Source organism: Pseudomonas sp. NFX5 (assembly GCF_049132125.1).
GTDB classification, from domain to species: domain Bacteria; phylum Pseudomonadota; class Gammaproteobacteria; order Pseudomonadales; family Pseudomonadaceae; genus Aquipseudomonas; species Aquipseudomonas marginalis.
Genome location: NZ_JAFMZG010000002.1, coordinates 30,213 through 49,367 on the forward strand (window position 1 = coordinate 30,213; position 19,155 = coordinate 49,367).

The following is a 19,155-nucleotide window of genomic DNA, read 5'->3' on the forward strand; positions in this document are numbered from 1 at the left end:
TCGATGAACGCAAGCGATGGGGTGCGCGTCACGCTCAGCGAGCTGATCGAGATGCGCCACCGCGTGCGCGAAGTGCAGCTGTTTTCCACGCCAAGCCAGCGCAGCCCGCTGATCGGCCTGCACCACTCCAAGCTGCGCGGGCGCGGTGTCGACTTCGACCAGGTGCGCGTGTACCAGGCCGGCGACGACGTGCGCACCATCGACTGGCGCGTCACCGCGCGCACCCAGGAGCCGCACACCAAGCTGTTCCACGAAGAACGCGAACGACCGATTTTCATCATGGTGGAGCAAAGCTGCCGGCTGTTTTTCGGCTCGGGGCAAATGTTCAAATCGGTGCTCGCCGCTCAAGCCGCCAGCCTGATCGGCTGGGCCGCGCTGGGGCACAACGACCGCGTCGGCGGGCTAGTGTTCGGCGACAACGAGCACTACGAAATCAAGCCGCGCCGCAGCAAGCAAAGCCTGCTGCAATTGCTCAACCGCCTGGTGCGCGTCAACCAGAGCCTGGACACCGAAAGCCGCCCGGAGGCCGACGCCCTGGGCATGGCCCTGCGCCGTGGCCGCGAAGTGCTGCGTCCCGGCAGCCTGGTAATCGTGATCTGCGACGAACGTGCCCTCACCGAGGGCGCCGAGCAGCAATTGAGCCTGCTGTCACGCCATTGCGACTTGCTGCTGTTGCCGATCTCCGACCCGCTGGACCACGCGCTCCCTGCCGCCGGGCTGCTGCGTTTTGCGCAGCGTGGGGCGCAATTGGAACTGGATACCCTGAACTTCGATTTGCGCCAGGCCTACAAGGCCCAGGCCGAAGCGCGCATCGCCCGCTGGGAACTGCTCGCGCAGAAACTGCGGATCCTGCTGATGCCCCTGAGCACCCAGAGCGAAATGGTCGAACAACTGCGCGAATACCTCAACCCGCAACGCCCGGTTAAAAAGCAATGAGCAGCCTCGACCAACTGCAACCGCTGATCGCCCCGCCGCCCATCGGCTTCTGGCCGCCCGCGCCGGGCTGGTGGCTGTTGCTGCTGGTCATCCCGCTGCTGGGTTGGGGGGTGTGGTCGCTGCGCCGCTTCTTGCCGACTCGACGCCCCCTGGCCCGCGCCGAACAACCGCTGGACCCGCTGCGCATCGCCGCCCTGGCGGAATTGGCGCTGATACCCAAACCCTACGATGGCGCGCCCGCCGGTGCCTGGCTGCAACAGCTCAATGGCCTGCTCAAGCGCCTGTGCCGCAACGACTATCCCTATAGCCAGAGCCATACCCTCAACGGCCGCAAATGGCTGGCATTCCTCGACAACCGTTGCCCCGCCGCCGGCCTCACGCGCTGGATGGTGCTGGTGGAGGGAGCCTACAAACCCGAATGTAAACTCGACGACAAGGCCATCGCCGGCCTGACCCAAGCGGTCGACACCTGGATTCGCAAACATGTTTGAGTTCGCCTGGCCGTGGATCTTCGTCCTGTTGCCCTTGCCCTGGGTGATGCGGTTCATCCTGCCGGCGGCCGACAGCGGCGAGCCCGCCCTTAAAGTCAGCTACCTCGGCGATCTCGAAAGCCTGGCCCGCCGCCGTGCGCGGGTGAACCTGCCGGGCTGGCGCCAACAGGCGCCCTTCGTGGTGCTGTGGCTGCTGCTGCTGACCGCCGCTGCGCGCCCGGAATGGCTGGGCGAACCACTGCCGATTGCCGCCAGCGGCCGCGATTTGCTGGTGGCGGTGGACGTGTCCGGCTCCATGGACTTCCCCGACATGCACTGGCAGGACGAAGACGTCAGCCGCCTGAACCTGGTCAAGCACCTGCTCGGCGACTTCCTTGAAGGCCGCGAAGGCGACCGCGTGGGCCTGATCCTGTTCGGCAGCCAGGCCTATCTCCAGGCGCCGCTGACCTTTGACCGCCGCACCGTGCGCACCTGGCTGGATGAAGCGCGCATCGGCATCGCCGGCAAGAACACCGCCATTGGCGATGCCATTGGCCTGGCGTTGAAACGCCTGCGCCAGCGGCCTGCGCAAAGCCGCGTATTGATCCTGGTCACCGATGGTGCCAACAACGCCGGGCAGATCAACCCACTGACCGCCGCGCGCCTGGCGGCCGAAGAAGGGGTGAAGATCTACCCCATCGGCATCGGTGCCGACCCCGAGCAAACCGGTTCCCTGGGCATCCTTGGCGTCAACCCGAGCCTGGACCTCGATGAGCCGGCACTCAGGGCGATTGCCGAGGCCACCGGCGGCCAATACTTCCGTGCCCGCGATGGCCAGGAGCTGGAAGCGATCAAGCAGACACTGGACAAGCTCGAGCCCGTCGAACAGCAACCCACCCAGGCGCGCCCCGCGCAGGCGCTGTACAGCGGACCGCTGGCCCTGGCGCTGATCCTGAGCATGTTGCTGGTGATCCACGAACGCTGGCCGAACAACGCTCTGCAACGCGGGTTCAACAAACTGTCGAGCAAGGGGATCTTCCTGCAACAGCATCCGGAATGGCGCCAGCGCCTTAAACGCCTGCGTCTGCGGAGGCGTCGATGATCGCCCTGTGGCCGCATTGGTTCCGCCCTTGGTGGCTGTTGCTGCTGCCGCTGCTTGGCTGGTTGCTGTGGCAGCTGTGGCACCGGCAAAAGCGCGCCGGGCGCTGGCAGATGATCCTGCCGCCGGCCTTCCACGCCGTACTGCTCAGCGGTGGCAGCGGGCGCGAAAGCAAATCGCCATGGGTGTTGCTGGGCCTCGCCTGGCTGTTGGCGGTGCTGGCGTTGCTGGGTCCCAGCTGGCAACGGGTTGAACAAACCAGCCAGAAACCCTCCGACCCGTTGGTGGTGCTGCTCGAACTGACCCCGGAAATGCTCGCCACCGACAGCCCGCCCAACCGCCTCGAACAGGCACGGCGCAAACTCTACGACTTGTTGCAGGCGCGCAGCGATGCGCAAACCGCCATCGTCGTCTATGCCGGCAGCGCCCACACCCTGGTGCCGCTGTCGGACGACCTGGCCACCAGCCGCAACCTGCTCGAGGCCCTGCGCCCCTCGATCATGCCGGAGTCCGGCCACCGCGCCGACCTGGCCGTGGAGAAAGCCCTGGACCTGCTCAAGCATGGCGGCCTGGGCCAGGGTCGCCTGCTGCTGGTCGGCTCATCGCTGTCCAAACAGGAACGCCAGGGCATTCGCCTGCTGCTGCAGGGCAACCAGGCGCCGAGCCTGTCGATCCTGGGCATCGGCAGCCGTGAAGGCACGCCGGTGACCCAGGAAAGCGGCGAATTCCTCAAGGACGAACAAGGCGCAATCCTGGTACCGCGCCTCGACAGCCCGACGCTCAAGGCCTTCGCCAGCGAAATGGGCGGACGCTACCGGGCCGCACGCCTGGACGATAAAGACCTGCGCCAGCTCGGCGTGCTGGACCCGCCCCAAGCCCTGCGCAATAACGGCCAGTTGCTGCACCTCGACACCTGGGCCGACCAGGGTTACTGGCTGCTGCTGCCGCTGTTGCTGCTGGCCGCCTGCGCCGGGCGGCGCGGCTGGTTGTTCTTTCTACCGCTGCTGCTGTTGGGCTCGCCCCAACCCAGCTATGCCTTTGAATTCCAGGATCTGTGGCTGCGTCCGGACCAGCAAGGCCAATACCTGCTCAAGCAGAAACGCCCCGCCGAAGCCGCCGAACATTTCGAGGATGCCCAATGGCAAGGCGTCGCCCTGTACGAGGCCGGCAACTATGCCGAGGCCATCAAGCGGTTTGCCGAGGGTAATGACGCCTATTCCCACTACAATCGCGGCAACGCCCTGGCCAGGTCCGGTGAACTCGAAGCGGCCATCGACGCCTACGAACAAGCCCTGGAAGCCCAGCCCGACCTGCAACCGGCACTGAAAAACAAGGCCCTGGTAGAAGCCCTGATCCAGGAACAGGCAGAACCCGAGCCGCAAACGCAGGCAAAAAACGAGGATGACGAAACCACCCAACCCGGCCAAACTGCGCAACCGGGCGCCACTGGGCAAAATGCCACAGGTGGCGAGCAGTCGTCCCAGGGCCAGGGCGAAGCCGGCAGCGGCGATACCCAGGCCGGCACCCCGCCGCCAGCCGCTGGCAACGACGTGCCGGGCAGCGAGTTGGGCGATGAGCACACCACCACCCCGCCGCTGCTTGCTGCCGACGCCAACCTCGACGGTGAACACCGCCAGGCCCTGGAACAATGGCTGCAGGAGATCCCGGACAATCCCGGCGAACTGCTGCGACGCAAATTCTGGTACGAACAGCAACAGCATCAGGACAAGACTCGATGAGCCGCCGCACCACCCTTCTGCTTCTGCTCGCGTTGTCGGCAGGCCACGCCCAGGCGGCCAGCCTGGTCGCCAGCGTCGACCGCAACCGTCTCAATTCCGGGGAAACGGTGGAACTGACGGTGGAATCCAGCGATGTCACCCAGTTCGGCAAGCCCGACCTGTCGCCCCTGGATGCGCAATTCGAAGTCAGCGGCACGCGCCAGCTCAACCAACTCACGACACTGGGTGGCGATAACCATGCGACCACGCGCTGGATCATTACCCTGCTGCCCAAGCAGAACGGCACGGTGGTGATTCCGCCACTGCAAGTGGGTGAGTACACGACCCAGCCGATCAGCCTGCAAGTGCTGGAAACCACCAGCCAGGACACCAACGCCGAGCTGGCCCCGGTGTTTGTCGAAGCCAACCTCGACCAGACCAGCGTCTATGTGCAGGCCCAGGCATTGTTGACCGTGCGCGTGTACCACTCGGTGTCGCTGTATGACGACAGCAGTCTCACGCCGTTGCAGATCCCCGATGCCCGTGTCGAACAGTTGGGCGAGTCGCGCACCTACGAAAAGGTCATCAACAGCATCCGCCATGGCGTGATCGAAACCCGCTACGCGATCTACCCGCAGCACAGCGGCACCCTGGAGATTCCGTCGCAGACGTTCAGCGCCACGCTGGTGGAGTCGCGTCCGCCCCAGGAAAACACGCTGCAGGGCACCAAGCCCGGCAAGCTGATCCATGTGAGTTCGGCGGCGCTGCCACTGGCGGTCAAGCCCAAGCCCGCGCTGTACCCCGTCGATGCCCCCTGGCTGCCGGCCCGCAGCCTCACGCTCACCGAGAGCTGGAACCCGGAGCCGGAACATGTACAAGTCGGCGACTCCCTGACCCGCAGCCTGACCGTCAAGGCCGAGGGCCTGTCCAGCGCCCAACTGCCGGCCCTGCCCAGCACCGACATCAACGGCCTGCGCCGCTACCCGGACCAGCCGGTGCTCGGCAACCAGACCAGTGACCGTGGCCTGATCGGCAGTCGCGAGGACCGTGAGGCCCTGGTGCCCAACCGGGTCGGCGCCCTGGAACTGCCTGCCGTCGAGGTGGTGTGGTGGAACACCCACGAGGACCATCTGGAACGCACCAGCCTGCCGGCCCGCACCCTGCAAGTGGCCAACAACCCCAGCCTGGCGGTGGACACGCCGGCCACCCCAACCATCATCACCGCACCGGACGACAGCCGCCTGTGGCTGTGGCAACTCAGCACCCTGCTCCTGGCCTGCACCACCCTGCTGGGCTTCGGCCTGTGGTGGCGGGCCCGTCGGCAACCGGCGGTACTGCGCGCCACGCAAACCGGCCCGAGCCCGCGCACCCTGCTCGACGACCTCAAGCGTGCCACCCAGGCCAACGACCCCCAGGCCACCCGCCAGGCGCTGGATGCCTGGGCGCGGCAACAGCCGGAAACGTTGGCGGATATGGCGGCACGGTTCGTGCCGTTGTCGGATGCATTGGATGGGCTCAATGGCGCGCTGTACAGCGAAAGCGGTCAATACTGGCTGGGCGAAGAGCTGTGGCGTGCGGTCAAGGCCATCCCCATGGCCGAGCGCGAGCAGGACCCGGCGACGGACACCACCAGTTTGCCGCCGCTGTATCCCAAATAAGCCCTCCCAGATTTGACTCGTGCTGCCTGGGGACCTGCATTGTTAAAGGCCAGCAATCCAGAGCCCGTTAAAATTGCAGGACGTGCATTTGATCAGCAACGCCACCACCCTCGCCGACGGAGCGGCGGGCCGCATCCAGGGTGGACACCCTCCTTTGAATATTCCCGCGTGGGGCGTGGAAATAATCAATCAAAGGACATCCACCGTCTAAAGGTTCACGAAGGCGTTAAAGCAGGCCCTACTGATTGGCAGACAATGCCGATGAGCACTCCTGCATCGGCTCCTTATGATGTGGGTTTTCCGGAATCGAACCAGTTGACCATAAACCGCGCGTAATCAGCGCCAGCCTCAGCCAGTTTTTGATCGCGCTTTCCATTGGTCACACTTTCAAGCACTTCCCTGGGAGTCATTGGCTTTTCCTTTGACTCGCTTTTTCTTTCCGGCGTCTGATGATGTAGGGGAGGTAAGGTGAACGAGTAACGAAGGTGATCACCACCGGGATTAGTTTCAATCATATTCAATTTATCCTTCAAACAGTTCATAGGTATCCCACCTTCAGCTGGGACCTGTTTTGAGTGCATGTTCATCAGCGGTCAGTTCCAAGCGCGCCTGGTAACAGGGTATTTACAGGTAAACTCTCCGGCTTTATCGCCCTGCTTTGTTTTCGGCGGCCATTCATCCTCTTTTCCTCTACGGAGTTCGCCTTGCGTCTGTTCCACACCTCCGACTGGCACCTGGGCCAAAACCTCCACGGCCAGGAACGCGACTTCGAACACGCCTGCTTCCTCGAGTGGCTGCTGCGCCAGATCGCGGCCCAGCAACCCGATGTGCTGTTGATCGCCGGCGATATCTTCGACACGGTCAACCCGCCGCTCAAGGCCCAGGAGCGCCTGTACGATTTCATCATCAGCGCCCACGAACAAAACCCCAAGCTGACCATTGTGATGATCGCCGGCAACCACGACTCCGGCTCGCGGATCGAGCTGCCCGCGCCGTTGATGCGGCGCCTGCGCACCCATGCGCTGGGCCGCGTGCTGTGGCTGGACGACGGCCAGCTGGACGCCGAACGCCTGCTGATTCCCCTGCCGGATGCCAAGGGCAAGGTCGCCGCGTGGTGCCTGGCGCTGCCGTTCCTGCGCCCGGCGGAAGTCACCGGTGCCCACCTGGGTGACGACTACCTGCAGGGTATCGGCCAGGTCCATGAATGGCTGATCGCGGCGGCCAACGCCAAACGCAAGAAAGGCCAGGCGTTGATTGCCATCAGCCATGCGCACATGGCCGGCGGTTCGGTGTCGGAAGATTCCGAGCGCAGCCTGATCATCGGCAATGCCGAGGCGCTGCCGGCCAAACTGTTCGACAAAAGTGTCGGCTATGTTGCCCTCGGCCATTTGCACAAGCCGCAAAAGGTCAATGGCGAGGAGCGCATTCGCTACAGCGGCTCGCCGATACCGCTGTCGTTTTCCGAAATTGGCTATAAGCACCAGATCCTCGATGTGACGTTCCAGGGCGAACGACTGGTCAGCGTCGAACCGCTGCTGATTCCCCGCTCGGTCAACCTGCAACGCCTGGAAGCCGCGCCCCTGGCGGACATCCTCAAGGCCCTGGAGGCGCTGCCCGACATCGACCTGCTCGCCGAAACCCAGCGCCACCCCTGGCTGGAAGTGCGCGTACGCCTCGACGAACCGCAACCGGACCTGCGCCAGCAAATCGAAACCGCCCTGCAAGGCAAGGCCGTACGCCTGGTGCGCATCGCCGCCGAATACGCCGGCCAAGGCCGCCGCGACGACAGCAACGAAGACGCACTGATCGAACTCGACCAGCTCACGCCCCAGGAATTGTTCAGCCGTGCCTGGCAGGACAGCTACGGCAGTGAAGTGGATGAACAGACCTTGAAGGATTTCGCCGTGCTGCTCCAGGAAGTGCAACAGGCAGGTGAACAGCCATGAAGATTCTTGCCATTCGCCTGAAAAACCTCGCCTCCCTGGCCGGGCCATTCGAGATCGACTTTACCGCCGAGCCCCTGGCCAGTGCCGGGCTGTTCGCGATTACCGGGCCGACCGGCGCCGGTAAAAGCACCCTGCTCGATGCCCTGTGCCTGGCGCTGTTTGGCGCCGTGCCACGCCTGGGCGATACCGGCCAGGCCAAGATGCCGGATGCCGACAGCGATATCTCCATCGGCGATCCACGCACCCTGATCCGGCGCGGCACCGGTGGCGGCTACGCCGAAGTGGACTTTGTCGGTGTCAGCGGCCGTCGCTACCGGGCGCGCTGGGAAGCCAATCGCGCCCGCGACAAGGCCAGCGGCAAATTGCAGAACAGTCGGCAGAGCCTGATCGACCTGGACAGCGACCAACTGCTGGCGAGCCAGAAGACCGAATACAAGACCCAGCTGGAATTGGCCCTGGGCCTGAACTTCGAGCAGTTCACCCGCGCCGTGCTGCTGGCCCAGAGTGAGTTCAGCGCCTTCCTCAAGGCCAACGACAACGAACGCAGCGAACTGCTGGAAAAGCTCACCGACACCGCGCTGTACACCCAGCTCGGCCGCCGTGCGTTCGACAAGGCCAAGGACGCCAAGGACGCGCACAAACACCTGCAGGACCAGGCCACCGGCGTGGTGCCCCTGGCCCCCGAGGCGCGCGCCGAACTGGACCGGCAATTCGACGCGGCCCAGCAACAGCTCAAGACCCAACAGGCCCAACTCAAGCAATTGGAGTTACAGCACACCTGGCTCAAGGAACTGCGCGAATGGCAGGACCGCCAGCGCAGTGCCACCGAGCAGCTCCAGCGTGCGCAAGCGGAGTGGGACAACCAGGCCACGCAGCGCCAGGACCTGAGCCGCCTCGACCAACTGGCACCGCAGCGCCATCAGTTTGCGCGCAGGGCTGAACTGCTCACCTTGCTGACGCCACTGGCCGCGCAGATTCAGCAGTACACCGAGCAACAGGCTGAACTGCAGACCCGCCAGGCGCAACTGCAACAACAGCAGACCGCGGCCCAGACGGCGCTGGTTGACGCACAGCAGCAACAAACTGCCGCCGCGCCCCTGCTACGCCAAGCCTTCGATGCGCAAAACACCCTCGCCCACCTGACCGAGAGCCTGGGCAAATTTGCGTCTGAAAAACAGTTGGCGCAAACCGCCTGCACTGAAGGTCAAGCCAACTTGAATGGCTTGCTCGACAAGCAAAAACAAGTCGACGAGCGCCTGCAGCGCCTCGCCGCCGAACTGGAGCGCAGCAGCGCCCTCGCGCCGTTGGGCGATGCCTGGAACGCCTACCGCGATCGCTTGCAACAGTTGATGCTGATCGGTAATCGCCTGAAAAAAGGCCAGGCCGAACTGCCAGACCTTGAACAGCGTGCTACCAGCGCCGCAGAAAAATTTGCCCAGCAACGCGAAGCCCTCGACCTGCTGTATCAAGAAGCCGGCGCCGAACCCCATGCCGTGGCCGAACAGGTGCAACTGCTGGCCAGCCTGTTGCAGGACAATCGCAAGCAGCAGCGCGCCTTCGAAGACCTGTCACGCCTGTGGGACAGCCAGCAGCAGCTGGAGCAGCAAGCGGTCGCCCTCACGCAAAAGCTCGCCGATGCCGCCCGGCAACGCGACCAACTGAACCAGACCGGCCTGCAAACCAAGGCCGAGCTGGCCGTGGCTGAACAGACCCTGACGGTGACCAAGCAACTCTTGGAGCGCCAGCGCCTGGCCCGCAGTGCCAGCGTCGAGGAATTGCGCGAACAATTGCAGGACGGCCAGCCCTGCCCGGTGTGCGGCAGCCATGAACACCCGTACCACCAGCCCGAAGCCCTGCTGCACAGCCTCGGGCGCCACGACGACAACGAAGAGGCCACGGCGCAGAAAGCGGTCGATACCCTCAAGGAAAAACTCACCGAACTGCGCGGTGAAGTCGGCGGCCTGATCGCCCAGCAAAAAGAATTCCTGCAACAACAGGAACAGCTGGTCACCCAACAGCAGGCGCTCCAGCCCAGCCTGGACGCGCACCCACTGGCAGCCTCGCTGTTCAATCAGGACGCAGCCAAACGCAGCCATTGGTTGGCCCAGCAACTCAGCCAACTGAGCCAAAGCATCACCCAGGACGAACAGCGCCAGGGCGCCCTGCTCAACCTGCAGCAAAACGCCGGGCGCTTGCAGCAACAACTGCAAGCCGCCCAGGACGCGAGCCAGCAGGCGCGCCAATTGCTGGTGGACCAGCAGCGCGAGCTGTCCAACGACCGCGAGCGCCTCGACGAAGAACTCAACGCCTTCGCCAGCCTGCTCCCCGCCGACACCCTGGAAGGCCTGCGCAGCGACCCGGCCGCGACCTTTATGCAGTTGGACCAGCAGGTCAGCCAACGCCTTGAACAACTGGGCCATCAGAAGGATGAGCTGGCCGAGCAGCAGGAACGCCAGCAGGCCATCGAGAAAGAACAGACCCATCAACAACATCGCCAACAGCAACTCGAGGCCCTGAACCAGCAATTTACCGAGCTGGCCACGCAGCAGCAGGCCGCCCAGGAAAAACTCGGGGCCTTGCTGGGCGAGCACGCCAGCGCCGAACACTGGCAACAGCAACTGGAACAGGCCGTGGAGCAGGCACGCCAGAGCGAGACGGACGCCAACCAGCAGTTGCAGGACATCCGCAACCAACTGATCCAACTGGCCGCCGACCTCAAGGCCCAGCAGGAGCGCGAGCAAGCTTTCGAAGCCGAACAGCACAGCCTCGATGCCCGCACCACCGAATGGCGCTCCCTGCACCCCGAGCTGGATGACGAGGGCCTGGCGCGTCTGCTGGCGTTTGATGACACACACATCGCCACGCTGCGCGAACATCTGCACAGCAGCGAAAAAGCCGTCGAGCAAGCCAAGGTATTGCTGCTGGAACGCGAACAACGCCTCGCCGAACACCAGGCCCTGCACAACGGCAACCTGGACGCCGAACAACTCGACGGCGCCCTGGCTGCGCTCAATCAACACTTGGCCGACGGCGAAAAACACTGCGCCGAACTGCGCGCGCGCCAGTCCGAAGACCAGCGTCGCCAGGACGCCAACAGTGCCCTGGCCGAACAGATCGCCAAGGCCTATGACGAGTGGCAACGCTGGGCACGCCTGAACGCACTGATCGGCTCGGCCACCGGCGACACCTTCCGCAAGATCGCCCAGGCCTACAACCTCGACCTGCTGGTGCACCATGCCAACGTGCAACTGCGTCAACTGGTGCGCCGCTACCGTCTCAAGCGCGGCGGCAGCATGTTGGGCCTGCTGGTGATGGACACGGAAATGGGCGATGAACTGCGCTCGGTGCATTCGTTGTCCGGCGGCGAGACGTTCCTGGTGTCCCTGGCCTTGGCCCTGGGCCTGGCATCGATGGCCTCCAGCACCTTGAAGATCGAATCGCTGTTTATCGACGAGGGCTTTGGCAGCCTCGACCCCGAGTCCCTGCAATTGGCCATGGACGCCCTCGACGGCTTACAGGCCCAGGGGCGCAAGGTGGCGGTGATCTCCCACGTGCAGGAAATGCACGAACGCATCCCGGTGCAGATCCAGGTCAAGCGCCAGGGCAACGGCCTGAGCACCCTGGAGGTCAAGTGAGCGAGGCGCTGCTGTATTCGTTCCGGCGCTGCCCCTATGCGATGCGCGCACGCCTGGCGCTGCGCTACTCGGGGGTGGCGGTGCGGATTGTCGAGGTGAGCCTCAAGGCCAAGCCGGCGGAGATGCTGGCACTGTCGCCCAAGGGCACGGTGCCGGTGCTGGTGGTGGATGGCGAGGTGATCGACGAGAGCCTGGCGATCATGCAATGGGCCTTGGCCCGGCATGATCCGGATAACTGGTTATTGCAGGGGGATCCGGCGGTACTTGAGCTGATCGCCGAGAACGATTCAACCTTTAAACATCACTTGAATCGATACAAGTACCCCGAACGCTATCCCGAGCAGCCGGTGGAACACTATCGAGCCGAAGGCGAGGTGTTCTTGCAGAAGCTCGAGGGGTTGCTGGCCACTCGCGCCTATCTGCTGGCCGACCACCCTGGCCTGGCGGACATGGCGCTGGCGCCGTTTATACGGCAGTTTGCCCACGTGGACCGCGAATGGTTTGCCGGTACGCCGTACAAAGCGTTGCAACGCTGGTTGGAAGAATTCCTGCAATCGCCCCTGTTTATCGGCGTGATGGCGAAGACTTAGCCTTCGATCAGACTCAACAACCGCTCGCGAGCGATCTCCGGTTCGCCGTCCGTCAACTGCACGGATGACAGGATCGGGGTGGAATAAAGGGCGAGGATAAGTGCGGCGAGTCGAAGTGCCATGCTGTCGATTCCATGAAAGAGCGCGTCAATATTTAAGCGTCAATTTAAACACATGGCAATGCGCCATTACCTCATTTTTTTCTTCGACAGCTGCACAAACGCCAAACCACTCGAACGCGCGTTTACGTTCCAGTGGTTTGGCGTCTGCTTGTGTGCAGGGTCAATCAGCGCTCATTGCTGGGTCTTGTGATCCAGGGCGGCGTAGAAGTTGGCGCTTTGTTGCAGGTATTTCTGGGTGTAGGCGCTGGTGCTGGATTTTTTGCCGCTGACTTCCACGCTGGCGGCGGCAGGCAGGGCGACGGTGGCGGAAACGGCGGAGGCGGCGATGACGGAGAAGAGATTCAAGTTCATGTCGGTAACCCTTGTGTTCGTTCGGTTGGATGGCCGGGGAAGGCCTTGGAACCCAACTTACGCCCGAGGATTGAACCTTAGAAATGCTTTGAAACAGTAGCCGCTATTAATACAATTAATACTAAGGGTCAGGCCCCGCATGGCGGGGCCTGTGGCTTATTGACGCACCAGGAACTTGAGGTCGCTGGGGGCATCGATCGGCAGTTTCTGCACGGTTTTACCCAGCAGGCCGGTCTTGGGGTCACGTTCGACCACCACGATTTCGTTGCTCTTCTGGTTGGCGATCAGCAGGAACTTGCCGCTCGGATCGAGGCTGAACTCCCGCGGGTGGTCGCCTTCGACGCTGCGGCGCTGCAGCTCCGTGAGGTGGGCGGTGGCCGGGTCCACGCCAAATACGATGATCTGGTTGGCGGTGCCGCGATTGCTCACGTACAGGAACTTGCCATCGCTGGAGGCGTGCAGTGCGGCGCCGGCCTTGTCGGATACCGGTTGGCCGGCGGCGAAGTCCACCAGTTGGGTCTGGCTGAGCTTGCCATCGGTGTAATCGAAGACCGCAACCTGGGCGCTCATCTCGGTGGTCAGCCAGGCATGCTTGCCATCGGCGCTGAACAACAGGTGACGCGGGCCGCTGCCCGGTGGCAGTGGCACAAAGGCCGGATCGGCCGGGGTCAGCGGCAGCTCGTGGTTGGCCTTGGGGTCGTAGCGATAGGCGAACAGCTTGTCCGCCCCCAGGTCCTGCACAAACACGTACTTGCCATCCGGCGACGACACCACCGAATGCACATGGTTGGAGGCCTGGCGCTCAGGGTTCACGCGACTGGCCGGGTGTGCACTCAACTGCACCGGTGCCGACAGCTTGCCCTCGGCATCCACCGGCAGCACCGCCAGGCTGCCGCCCGGATCTTCCAGCACCGAATAGTTGGCGACGAACAGGTAGCGCCCATCCGCCGCGACGCTGGAATGGGTCGGCTCGTTGCCCAGGCTCTGCACCTGATTGACCAGGGTGAGCTGATGATTCTTCGGGTCGATGCGGTAGCTGCTGACGCGGCCGACCGGGTCTTGCTGGCCCGGGCCGTTTTCATTGACCACAAACAGGTGCTTCTGGTCTTTGGAGACCGTCAGCCACGAAGGGTTGGCGGACTTCGCCGCCAGTACCGGCTTGCCTTGGAACTGGCCGGTGCGGCTGTCGAATTGCAGGCGATAAATGCCTTCGCTGGAGCCGGCGGTGTAGCTGCCCACCAGCAACTCATAGGTGTCCGCCGGTGCAGCCTGCACCGACATCGCACCCACACTGCCGGCCATCAGCAGCGGCCAGAATTTACGCATCATCATGCTCGTCTTCCTCGTCGTTATTGTTGCCGGTGAAGGCGGCCATGCACACCAGGCGGTGCTCGCCCGAATCACCGGTGAGGGTCCAGCTTTGCAAGGCGTCATCGAAGGTTGCGGCCTGCACCTGCACCAGGCTGAAGGACCAACGTTTCTCGGCCCGGCCGTCCATGCTCTTGATCAGCAACTGTTGATCGTCGAGGCTGAAATCAAAGGCATGCAGCCCATCGATTTCGAGCATGTCGCTGGTGTGGAGTTCAGTAAGCAGGGAAGCGGCAGTCATCAGGCTCATTCATCGCTGGAAAAAACGCTGATGATAGGCCAATCCGGCCACGCCGTCGTGTCGCGATAGCGGGCTACCGCACGGCAGCGGCCGGCGCTTGCCATTCTGGGGGCGAACTCCCCACAGAATGGAATCTCCTATGCCAGACACTTCAAACGCCCCGCCGACAGGGCCGCTGCACTTCGCCCACCGCAGCAACACCCCGGCCCTCGCGGTCACCCAGCAGTTCGCCACACGCCCGACGTTACGCCAGGTGGTCGAACGGCACCTGCACGAACGCCTGCAGGAACAGTTCCCGGCACTGCCCCTGGACCTGCCCACCCTCAAGCTGGCCACCCCCAACCAGCGGCGCGGCTGGGACCTCAGGCGCTTGACCGATGTGGTCCTCGAGCATTTGGGCAATGGTACGGCCCTGAACCTGACCCAGGTGGTCGACCAACGCCGCTGCTTCCTGTCCCAGCGCCCGCCCTCGCGCTTGACCTATGAGGCCAATGGCCCCCGCGAGCCGGACATGGCGGTGATCGAACGGCTGATCCTGGACCTGGCCTTCACCCTGCCCATCGCTTTTCAGCAAGCCCTGGCCACCTATTGGAACGGCGCTGCCGACACCGGCTCCAGCCGCTGGCAATGGCTTGGCGATCTACTGGCGGACACCCTCAAAAGCAGCGCCAGCCTGCTGCCCGCCGGCACACCTCGGAACATGCTGGACAGCGTGACCCGCCAGCCTGACCGGCGTGAACGCCAGGCCGGGGCCAATGGTTTTGTGCATGCTTACTGCCTGGAAGCCTGTGTGATCCGGCACGGCCGTGAAGCCCGCCTGCTGAGCAGCGACCTGCTGTTGGTGCAAGGCCACCAGGCCTTGCTGTGCCAGGCGTCGGGCAGCGTCGAGCCATTCGCCTCACTGGAGGTCTTCACCCAGGCCTGGGGCCAGCGCCTGAGCCAGCGGTTGCAGGTCGACAAGGTGGTGGTCAGGCGCTACGAGCCCGATGGCAATCTCTTCGATACCCAGGCCGCCCTGTTGCTCAACCAGCAACTGGATGACCTCGAAGCCATCGCCCTGCCCGCCTCCGACGGCGTGCGCAGCCTGGAGCAGCGTTTTGCCCTGGCGACAGACCCCAGCGCCGCCTTTGTCGCTGCGCCGGCACCCGACCCGACACATCAGGACGCCATCCAGACGGCGTTGCCCGCCTGGCTGCAGAGCGCCAATGCCCAGCAGCGTTTCGCCTATCGCCAAGGGCTGTTGGAACAGGCCCGCCTGCAACGCCTGCAGGCCGGGGCGTCGTTCCTGGACGGGGTCGAGAGCCTGCCGGCCTTTGCCTCCCGCACCCTGCGCGAGCAGATGCGCCGCGACCACCCTGGCGCCAGCGTGGAACCGGACAACCTGCGGCTGACCTTCCACGTCCCGGTGGGTGACCTGCACAGCGGTTACCTGGCACCGGTGACCCTGGGCCTGACCGAGCTGGCGATCAAGAACCTCGCCGCCGCGCCGCACGGCCGCATGACCCTGCAGGACACTTCCGGGGCCGCCCTCCCGGCCTGGCTGACCGAGGACTATATCCTCGGGGAAAAAGGCCTGTTCCACAGCACGCCCGGCCTGATCCGCCAAGTGGATATCGGCCGGCGCTACCCGCAACAGCTGCGCGACCTGCTGCTGGGCGACAACCCGCAGGTACGCCGGCGTGAGACGCTGTTCGGCCAGGCGCTGACCGTGCAACTGCCGCACCAGGCCCTGGAACTGGCGATTCGCGGGCAACAGGGCTTCAGCTTCCTGGGGTATCGCTACGTCAAGGCGGTGCTGCACGCCAGCGCGGCGGGGCGCGTGGTCGACACCCTCGACATCGTGATGCGCCCGCTGGCCTTCGCCCGCAAGCCCGCTGCCGTGCCGGATATCGTCGGCAACATGTTTATCATCGAACCCCGTGACATCGACGCCGGGCCGTCGATTCTCTATCGCCCGCTGTACTCTGACGCGTTGCAGCAATTCGCCAGCCGCGCGGCCCTGTTCGACGCCATCGCCCAGCCCGGTGCACTGCAAGACAGCGTGCTGGCCTGGATGAGCGACAAGGCCCGACCGATCTACAGCCACGGCGGCTTCCGCAGCCCGCATATCCTGCGCTTCGGCCAGGGCGACGACACGGTGCAGTGGCCGGCGCCGCCGCCCGCGCAGTTGGTACAGGAGTTCAATGGCAGCGAAGTCGAGGGTTCCCTGGCGCAATGCCTGGCCACCGGCAACCTGACCCAGTACCTCTACGGCAGCAACGCCCGGGCGCTGGTGGACCTGGCGGATCGCGACGCGGTGTCCAATGCCGAAAGCCGTTGGGCGGTGTTGCTCGAAGGTGGCTGGCTGCTGTTCAACGCCCTGCTCTTGCCGCTGCTGCGCGGGCCGGCGCTGGTTGCAGGCTGGATGGTGCAACTGGCGGTCAGCCTGCGGCACGATATGGCCGCCCTGCACGGCGACGACGCCGCCGCCCGCGAACTGGCCTGGGTCGACGTGCTGCTCAACATCGGCCTGATCCTGCTGCACATGGCCCCCCGGCAACACCCGACCCTCGAGTTACCCTCGGAGCCCGCCTTACCGGCCACCCTCGCGGCCCTGCAGCGCCCGCCAGGCCTTGCGCCCCGTCCGGCCACACCAGTGGAACTGGGCCCGGTGGGCCTGCCCGCAGAGCCGCCGGCCGGCGACCGCACCCTGGTCGACTTTGTCCATTCCAACGCCCGCGACGCCAGCCGCCGGCGCCTGCTCGAAGCCCTGCGCGAACTGCATGTGCCATGGCCGGTGCCGGCCCCCGAGCCGCTGGACGCCGGCATGTTCAAAGGGCTGTATCGCATCGACCAGCAATGGCATGCCTCGGTGGGCGGCCTGCTGTTTCGGGTAAACATCGCCGCGGACCTGGGTGAGGTGTGGCTGATCCATCCGCAGAAACCGCAGCATCCAGGCTTCGTGCTGGTGCGCAATGCCCAGGGCCAATGGGGCCTGGACCTGGGTCTTAAACTGCGCGGCGGCGGGCCGAAAAACCGCCTCAAGGCCAAGCTGGCCCACATCGACCAGCAGCGCACCCAAGCGTCGGAGGAGATCAATCGCATCAGTGATGAGGTCAGCGGCCTGATCAAACGCCTGCAGCCTATCGACCAGGTGCTGGATGCCGCCCGGCAGAAGTTCGAGCAGGCCCATAACGCCCTGGGTCTGGCCCGCACCCGCTTGCGCAGCGCACCTGACGACCCGGCGCGGGTGGCCGAGCACCTCGCCAGCGTCGCCCAGCGCTCCCGGGCCAGGGCCGGGTTCCAGGTGTTTCAGGAGCGCTTCGATGCGGCCGCCGCCGAGTTGCTGCAACAACGGCGCGCCTTGATCGAGGCCTACGGGCGGATGAAAGCCGTGGACAGCCGCTTCGACTACGAAGGGCAATGTGTGGAGCAATATCAGTCGATCCTGGCCACCGATGAAATTCGCGTCAGCCAGTTGTCGTCCCTGTACCTGGCCACGTTTGTGTCCGAGCAGGGCGAATCGCTGATCGAGCTGCAAGGCAGCGCCCAGGATGTGCAGGCGCTGAGCTATGTCAACGACCTGCTGGAAACCAACTTTGCCGTGTCCGAGCGCCATGCCCAGGCGATGATTGCCATCGAGGACACCCTGGAGGCGATGGCCGCACGCTTGAAAACCGGCGCGGCCCAGCGCCTGAATTACCTCAACGGGCATCCCAAGCGCCGGTTCTACAACCGCCTCAATGCCACCCTCGAATCCCTGGATGTGCTCACCGAGTTGAGCATCGACCGGACGATCCCGGCCAGCACCCCGCAGGAGCACTATTTCCTCGCGCGCCATGGGCACCTGCAATCCTCCCTGTCTGCCCTGGAAGACTCCCACCTGGACCTGCTGACCACCGAAGGTTTCACCACGACCGAACGCAAGGAGGTGCTGACCAACCTGGTCAGGCACTACAACCGGCGCCTGCAGATTTACCAGAGCCTGCTGGAACTCGATTCGCCCCTGGCGCACCCGCGCTACATGCCGCTGCTGATCGAGCGGTTGAACACCGTGCGCGACAGCGCCGAGGCCGACCTGGCGGCGCTGCTGCGCGAAGATGAATTCCTGCCGCCGCAACCGGGGGCCTTCAAACCGGTACAGGCTCCGTCAAGAACCAAACGGGTGTTCAAGTCGCGGGACAAGGGCCCCCTGGTGGGTGACCTGGAGCCGGCGCAGCGTGACCAGCCCTTCCCCACCATCGTGACCCGCAACCCCATTACCCAGCAGGTCAGCGGGCGCTTTATGGAGCACCCCAACGAGGGTTGGGTGGAAATTGTCGAGGCCAGGCCCAGCCGTCCCGCCGAGCCACCCCAGGCTCCGGCGCTGTCCACACTGCGCGCACAGGCGCAACGATTGCTGGAAGAGGTGCCGGCCATCGAGCGCTCCATCGACTTCCAGAAACGCAAACTCAGCGACCCGACGCGTCGCGATGACCTCAACCCGCGTGACTGGCACGACATGCTCGCGCACCAGGCCGAGCGCCTCGACAGCGTCGCGACAGAATTGTCCAGCCACGCGGCCGACAAGCCGGACGTGCTCCAAACCGTCGAGCGCCTGCGCCTGCGCGCCGAGGATTTGCGCACCCAAGGCCGCCAGCATTGCATCGAGGGTTACAAGGCCCAGCGCCCGCGCCAGGAAAACATCGAATTCCTGCGCGCCCATGCCGCCGTCGACATCGGCCTGGTCCACGGCCCGCAACGCACCGCCGCCAAGGACTATGTGTCGGAGTTCGCCGTGCGCGAGAAAAACCGCCTCACGGTGCTGTGGTATGCGCACTTTCACTACAGCCAGGCCGACAGCCCGCCGGGCGCTTATACGGCGGCCCACCTCAAGCGCCCCGAACAGCGTTTTGTCACCCTCCGGGACCTGATCGCCCAGGCCGGGGCAGATAACCGAAGCATCGTGCGCGACCTGTACAACCCGATCACGGCACCGCTGGATCAGCGTCTGTTCCTGAGCCTGCTGCCCGCCTGAACCCCCGCCATGCATGGCATCGCCT

The 19,155-nt window shown here is 64.6% G+C and carries 14 protein-coding genes; 9 read left to right on the plus strand and 5 right to left on the minus strand.

The features are described from left to right. Positions 1 to 3: 3 nt before the first annotated feature. Genes J1N02_RS00265 through J1N02_RS00285 form a run of 5 tightly spaced genes read left to right on the plus strand, consistent with a single transcriptional unit; the run spans position 4 to position 5,881 of the window. A complete protein-coding gene (locus tag J1N02_RS00265; protein ID WP_027608569.1) occupies positions 4 to 936 on the plus strand; it encodes a DUF58 domain-containing protein in 933 nt (310 codons plus the stop codon). Next, positions 933 to 1,427, plus strand: coding sequence for a DUF4381 domain-containing protein (locus tag J1N02_RS00270; protein ID WP_421147036.1), 495 nt, complete (start codon positions 933 to 935; stop codon positions 1,425 to 1,427). The genes J1N02_RS00265 and J1N02_RS00270 overlap by 4 nt, the downstream gene beginning before the upstream one ends. Beyond that, positions 1,420 to 2,508 (plus strand): vWA domain-containing protein, encoded by a 1,089-nt coding sequence (locus tag J1N02_RS00275; protein WP_027608571.1) that lies wholly within the window; start codon positions 1,420 to 1,422, stop codon positions 2,506 to 2,508. Before J1N02_RS00270 ends, J1N02_RS00275 begins: the two co-directional genes overlap by 8 nt. Further along, positions 2,505 to 4,244: a tetratricopeptide repeat protein gene (locus J1N02_RS00280; RefSeq protein WP_421147037.1), complete on the plus strand. Its 1,740-nt coding sequence runs from the start codon at positions 2,505 to 2,507 to the stop codon at positions 4,242 to 4,244. Before J1N02_RS00275 ends, J1N02_RS00280 begins: the two co-directional genes overlap by 4 nt. Next, positions 4,241 to 5,881, plus strand: a complete 1,641-nt coding sequence (locus tag J1N02_RS00285) for a BatD family protein (protein WP_027608573.1) — start codon at positions 4,241 to 4,243, stop codon at positions 5,879 to 5,881. The genes J1N02_RS00280 and J1N02_RS00285 overlap by 4 nt, the downstream gene beginning before the upstream one ends. A 284-nt stretch (positions 5,882 to 6,165) precedes the next feature. On the opposite strand, the gene J1N02_RS00290 is transcribed toward J1N02_RS00285, so the two are convergent. Further along, positions 6,166 to 6,396, minus strand: a complete 231-nt coding sequence (locus J1N02_RS00290; protein ID WP_133822098.1) for a hypothetical protein — start codon at positions 6,394 to 6,396, stop codon at positions 6,166 to 6,168. A 189-nt stretch (positions 6,397 to 6,585) separates the two neighbouring features. On the opposite strand from J1N02_RS00290, the gene J1N02_RS00295 reads away from it, so the two are divergent. The 3 genes from J1N02_RS00295 to J1N02_RS00305 are packed head-to-tail and all read left to right on the plus strand — an operon-like array spanning position 6,586 to position 12,052. Next, positions 6,586 to 7,827: an exonuclease SbcCD subunit D C-terminal domain-containing protein gene (locus tag J1N02_RS00295; protein WP_092356830.1), complete on the plus strand. Its 1,242-nt coding sequence runs from the start codon at positions 6,586 to 6,588 to the stop codon at positions 7,825 to 7,827. Beyond that, positions 7,824 to 11,462, plus strand: a complete 3,639-nt coding sequence (locus J1N02_RS00300; protein WP_421147038.1) for an AAA family ATPase — start codon at positions 7,824 to 7,826, stop codon at positions 11,460 to 11,462. The genes J1N02_RS00295 and J1N02_RS00300 overlap by 4 nt, the downstream gene beginning before the upstream one ends. Further along, on the plus strand, positions 11,459 to 12,052 hold the full coding sequence (locus J1N02_RS00305; RefSeq protein ID WP_092356824.1) for a glutathione S-transferase: 594 nt from the start codon (positions 11,459 to 11,461) through the stop codon (positions 12,050 to 12,052). Before J1N02_RS00300 ends, J1N02_RS00305 begins: the two co-directional genes overlap by 4 nt. Here J1N02_RS00305 and J1N02_RS00310 read toward each other — a convergent pair. From J1N02_RS00310 to J1N02_RS00325, 4 genes are all read right to left on the minus strand, one after another. Then, positions 12,049 to 12,174, minus strand: a complete 126-nt coding sequence (locus J1N02_RS00310; RefSeq protein WP_256097795.1) for a hypothetical protein — start codon at positions 12,172 to 12,174, stop codon at positions 12,049 to 12,051. The genes J1N02_RS00305 and J1N02_RS00310 overlap by 4 nt on opposite strands. A 171-nt stretch (positions 12,175 to 12,345) precedes the next feature. Next, entirely contained in the window at positions 12,346 to 12,525 is a 180-nt protein-coding gene (locus J1N02_RS00315) for a hypothetical protein (protein WP_027608577.1), read from the minus strand. 156 nt (positions 12,526 to 12,681) lie between these two features. After that, positions 12,682 to 13,857 (minus strand): lactonase family protein, encoded by a 1,176-nt coding sequence (locus J1N02_RS00320; protein ID WP_027608578.1) that lies wholly within the window; start codon positions 13,855 to 13,857, stop codon positions 12,682 to 12,684. Further along, positions 13,844 to 14,134 carry a DUF5629 family protein gene (locus J1N02_RS00325; protein ID WP_027608579.1) on the minus strand — a complete coding sequence of 97 codons (291 nt, stop codon included), beginning with the start codon at positions 14,132 to 14,134 and terminating at the stop codon, positions 13,844 to 13,846. Before J1N02_RS00325 ends, J1N02_RS00320 begins: the two co-directional genes overlap by 14 nt. A gap of 139 nt (positions 14,135 to 14,273) precedes the next feature. On the opposite strand from J1N02_RS00325, the gene J1N02_RS00330 reads away from it, so the two are divergent. Continuing rightward, entirely contained in the window at positions 14,274 to 19,130 is a 4,857-nt protein-coding gene (locus J1N02_RS00330) for a hypothetical protein (protein ID WP_421147039.1), read from the plus strand. The last annotated feature ends 25 nt before the right edge of the window (positions 19,131 to 19,155 follow it).

Bases quoted from the DNA above. Each gene is read 5' to 3' on its own strand.
- J1N02_RS00320 (WP_027608578.1), bottom strand. From the start codon at position 13,857: ATGATGATGCGTAAATTCTGGCCGCTGCTGATGGCCGGCAGTGTGGGT.
- J1N02_RS00315 (WP_027608577.1), bottom strand. From the start codon at position 12,525: ATGAACTTGAATCTCTTCTCCGTCATCGCCGCCTCCGCCGTTTCCGCC.
- J1N02_RS00330 (WP_421147039.1), top strand. From the start codon at position 14,274: ATGCCAGACACTTCAAACGCCCCGCCGACAGGGCCGCTGCACTTCGCC.
- J1N02_RS00275 (WP_027608571.1), top strand. From the start codon at position 1,420: ATGTTTGAGTTCGCCTGGCCGTGGATCTTCGTCCTGTTGCCCTTGCCC.
- J1N02_RS00300 (WP_421147038.1), top strand. From the start codon at position 7,824: ATGAAGATTCTTGCCATTCGCCTGAAAAACCTCGCCTCCCTGGCCGGG.
- J1N02_RS00265 (WP_027608569.1), top strand. From the start codon at position 4: ATGAACGCAAGCGATGGGGTGCGCGTCACGCTCAGCGAGCTGATCGAG.
- J1N02_RS00325 (WP_027608579.1), bottom strand. From the start codon at position 14,134: ATGACTGCCGCTTCCCTGCTTACTGAACTCCACACCAGCGACATGCTC.
- J1N02_RS00280 (WP_421147037.1), top strand. From the start codon at position 2,505: ATGATCGCCCTGTGGCCGCATTGGTTCCGCCCTTGGTGGCTGTTGCTG.
- J1N02_RS00285 (WP_027608573.1), top strand. From the start codon at position 4,241: ATGAGCCGCCGCACCACCCTTCTGCTTCTGCTCGCGTTGTCGGCAGGC.
- J1N02_RS00270 (WP_421147036.1), top strand. From the start codon at position 933: ATGAGCAGCCTCGACCAACTGCAACCGCTGATCGCCCCGCCGCCCATC.
- J1N02_RS00290 (WP_133822098.1), bottom strand. From the start codon at position 6,396: ATGATTGAAACTAATCCCGGTGGTGATCACCTTCGTTACTCGTTCACC.
- J1N02_RS00310 (WP_256097795.1), bottom strand. From the start codon at position 12,174: ATGGCACTTCGACTCGCCGCACTTATCCTCGCCCTTTATTCCACCCCG.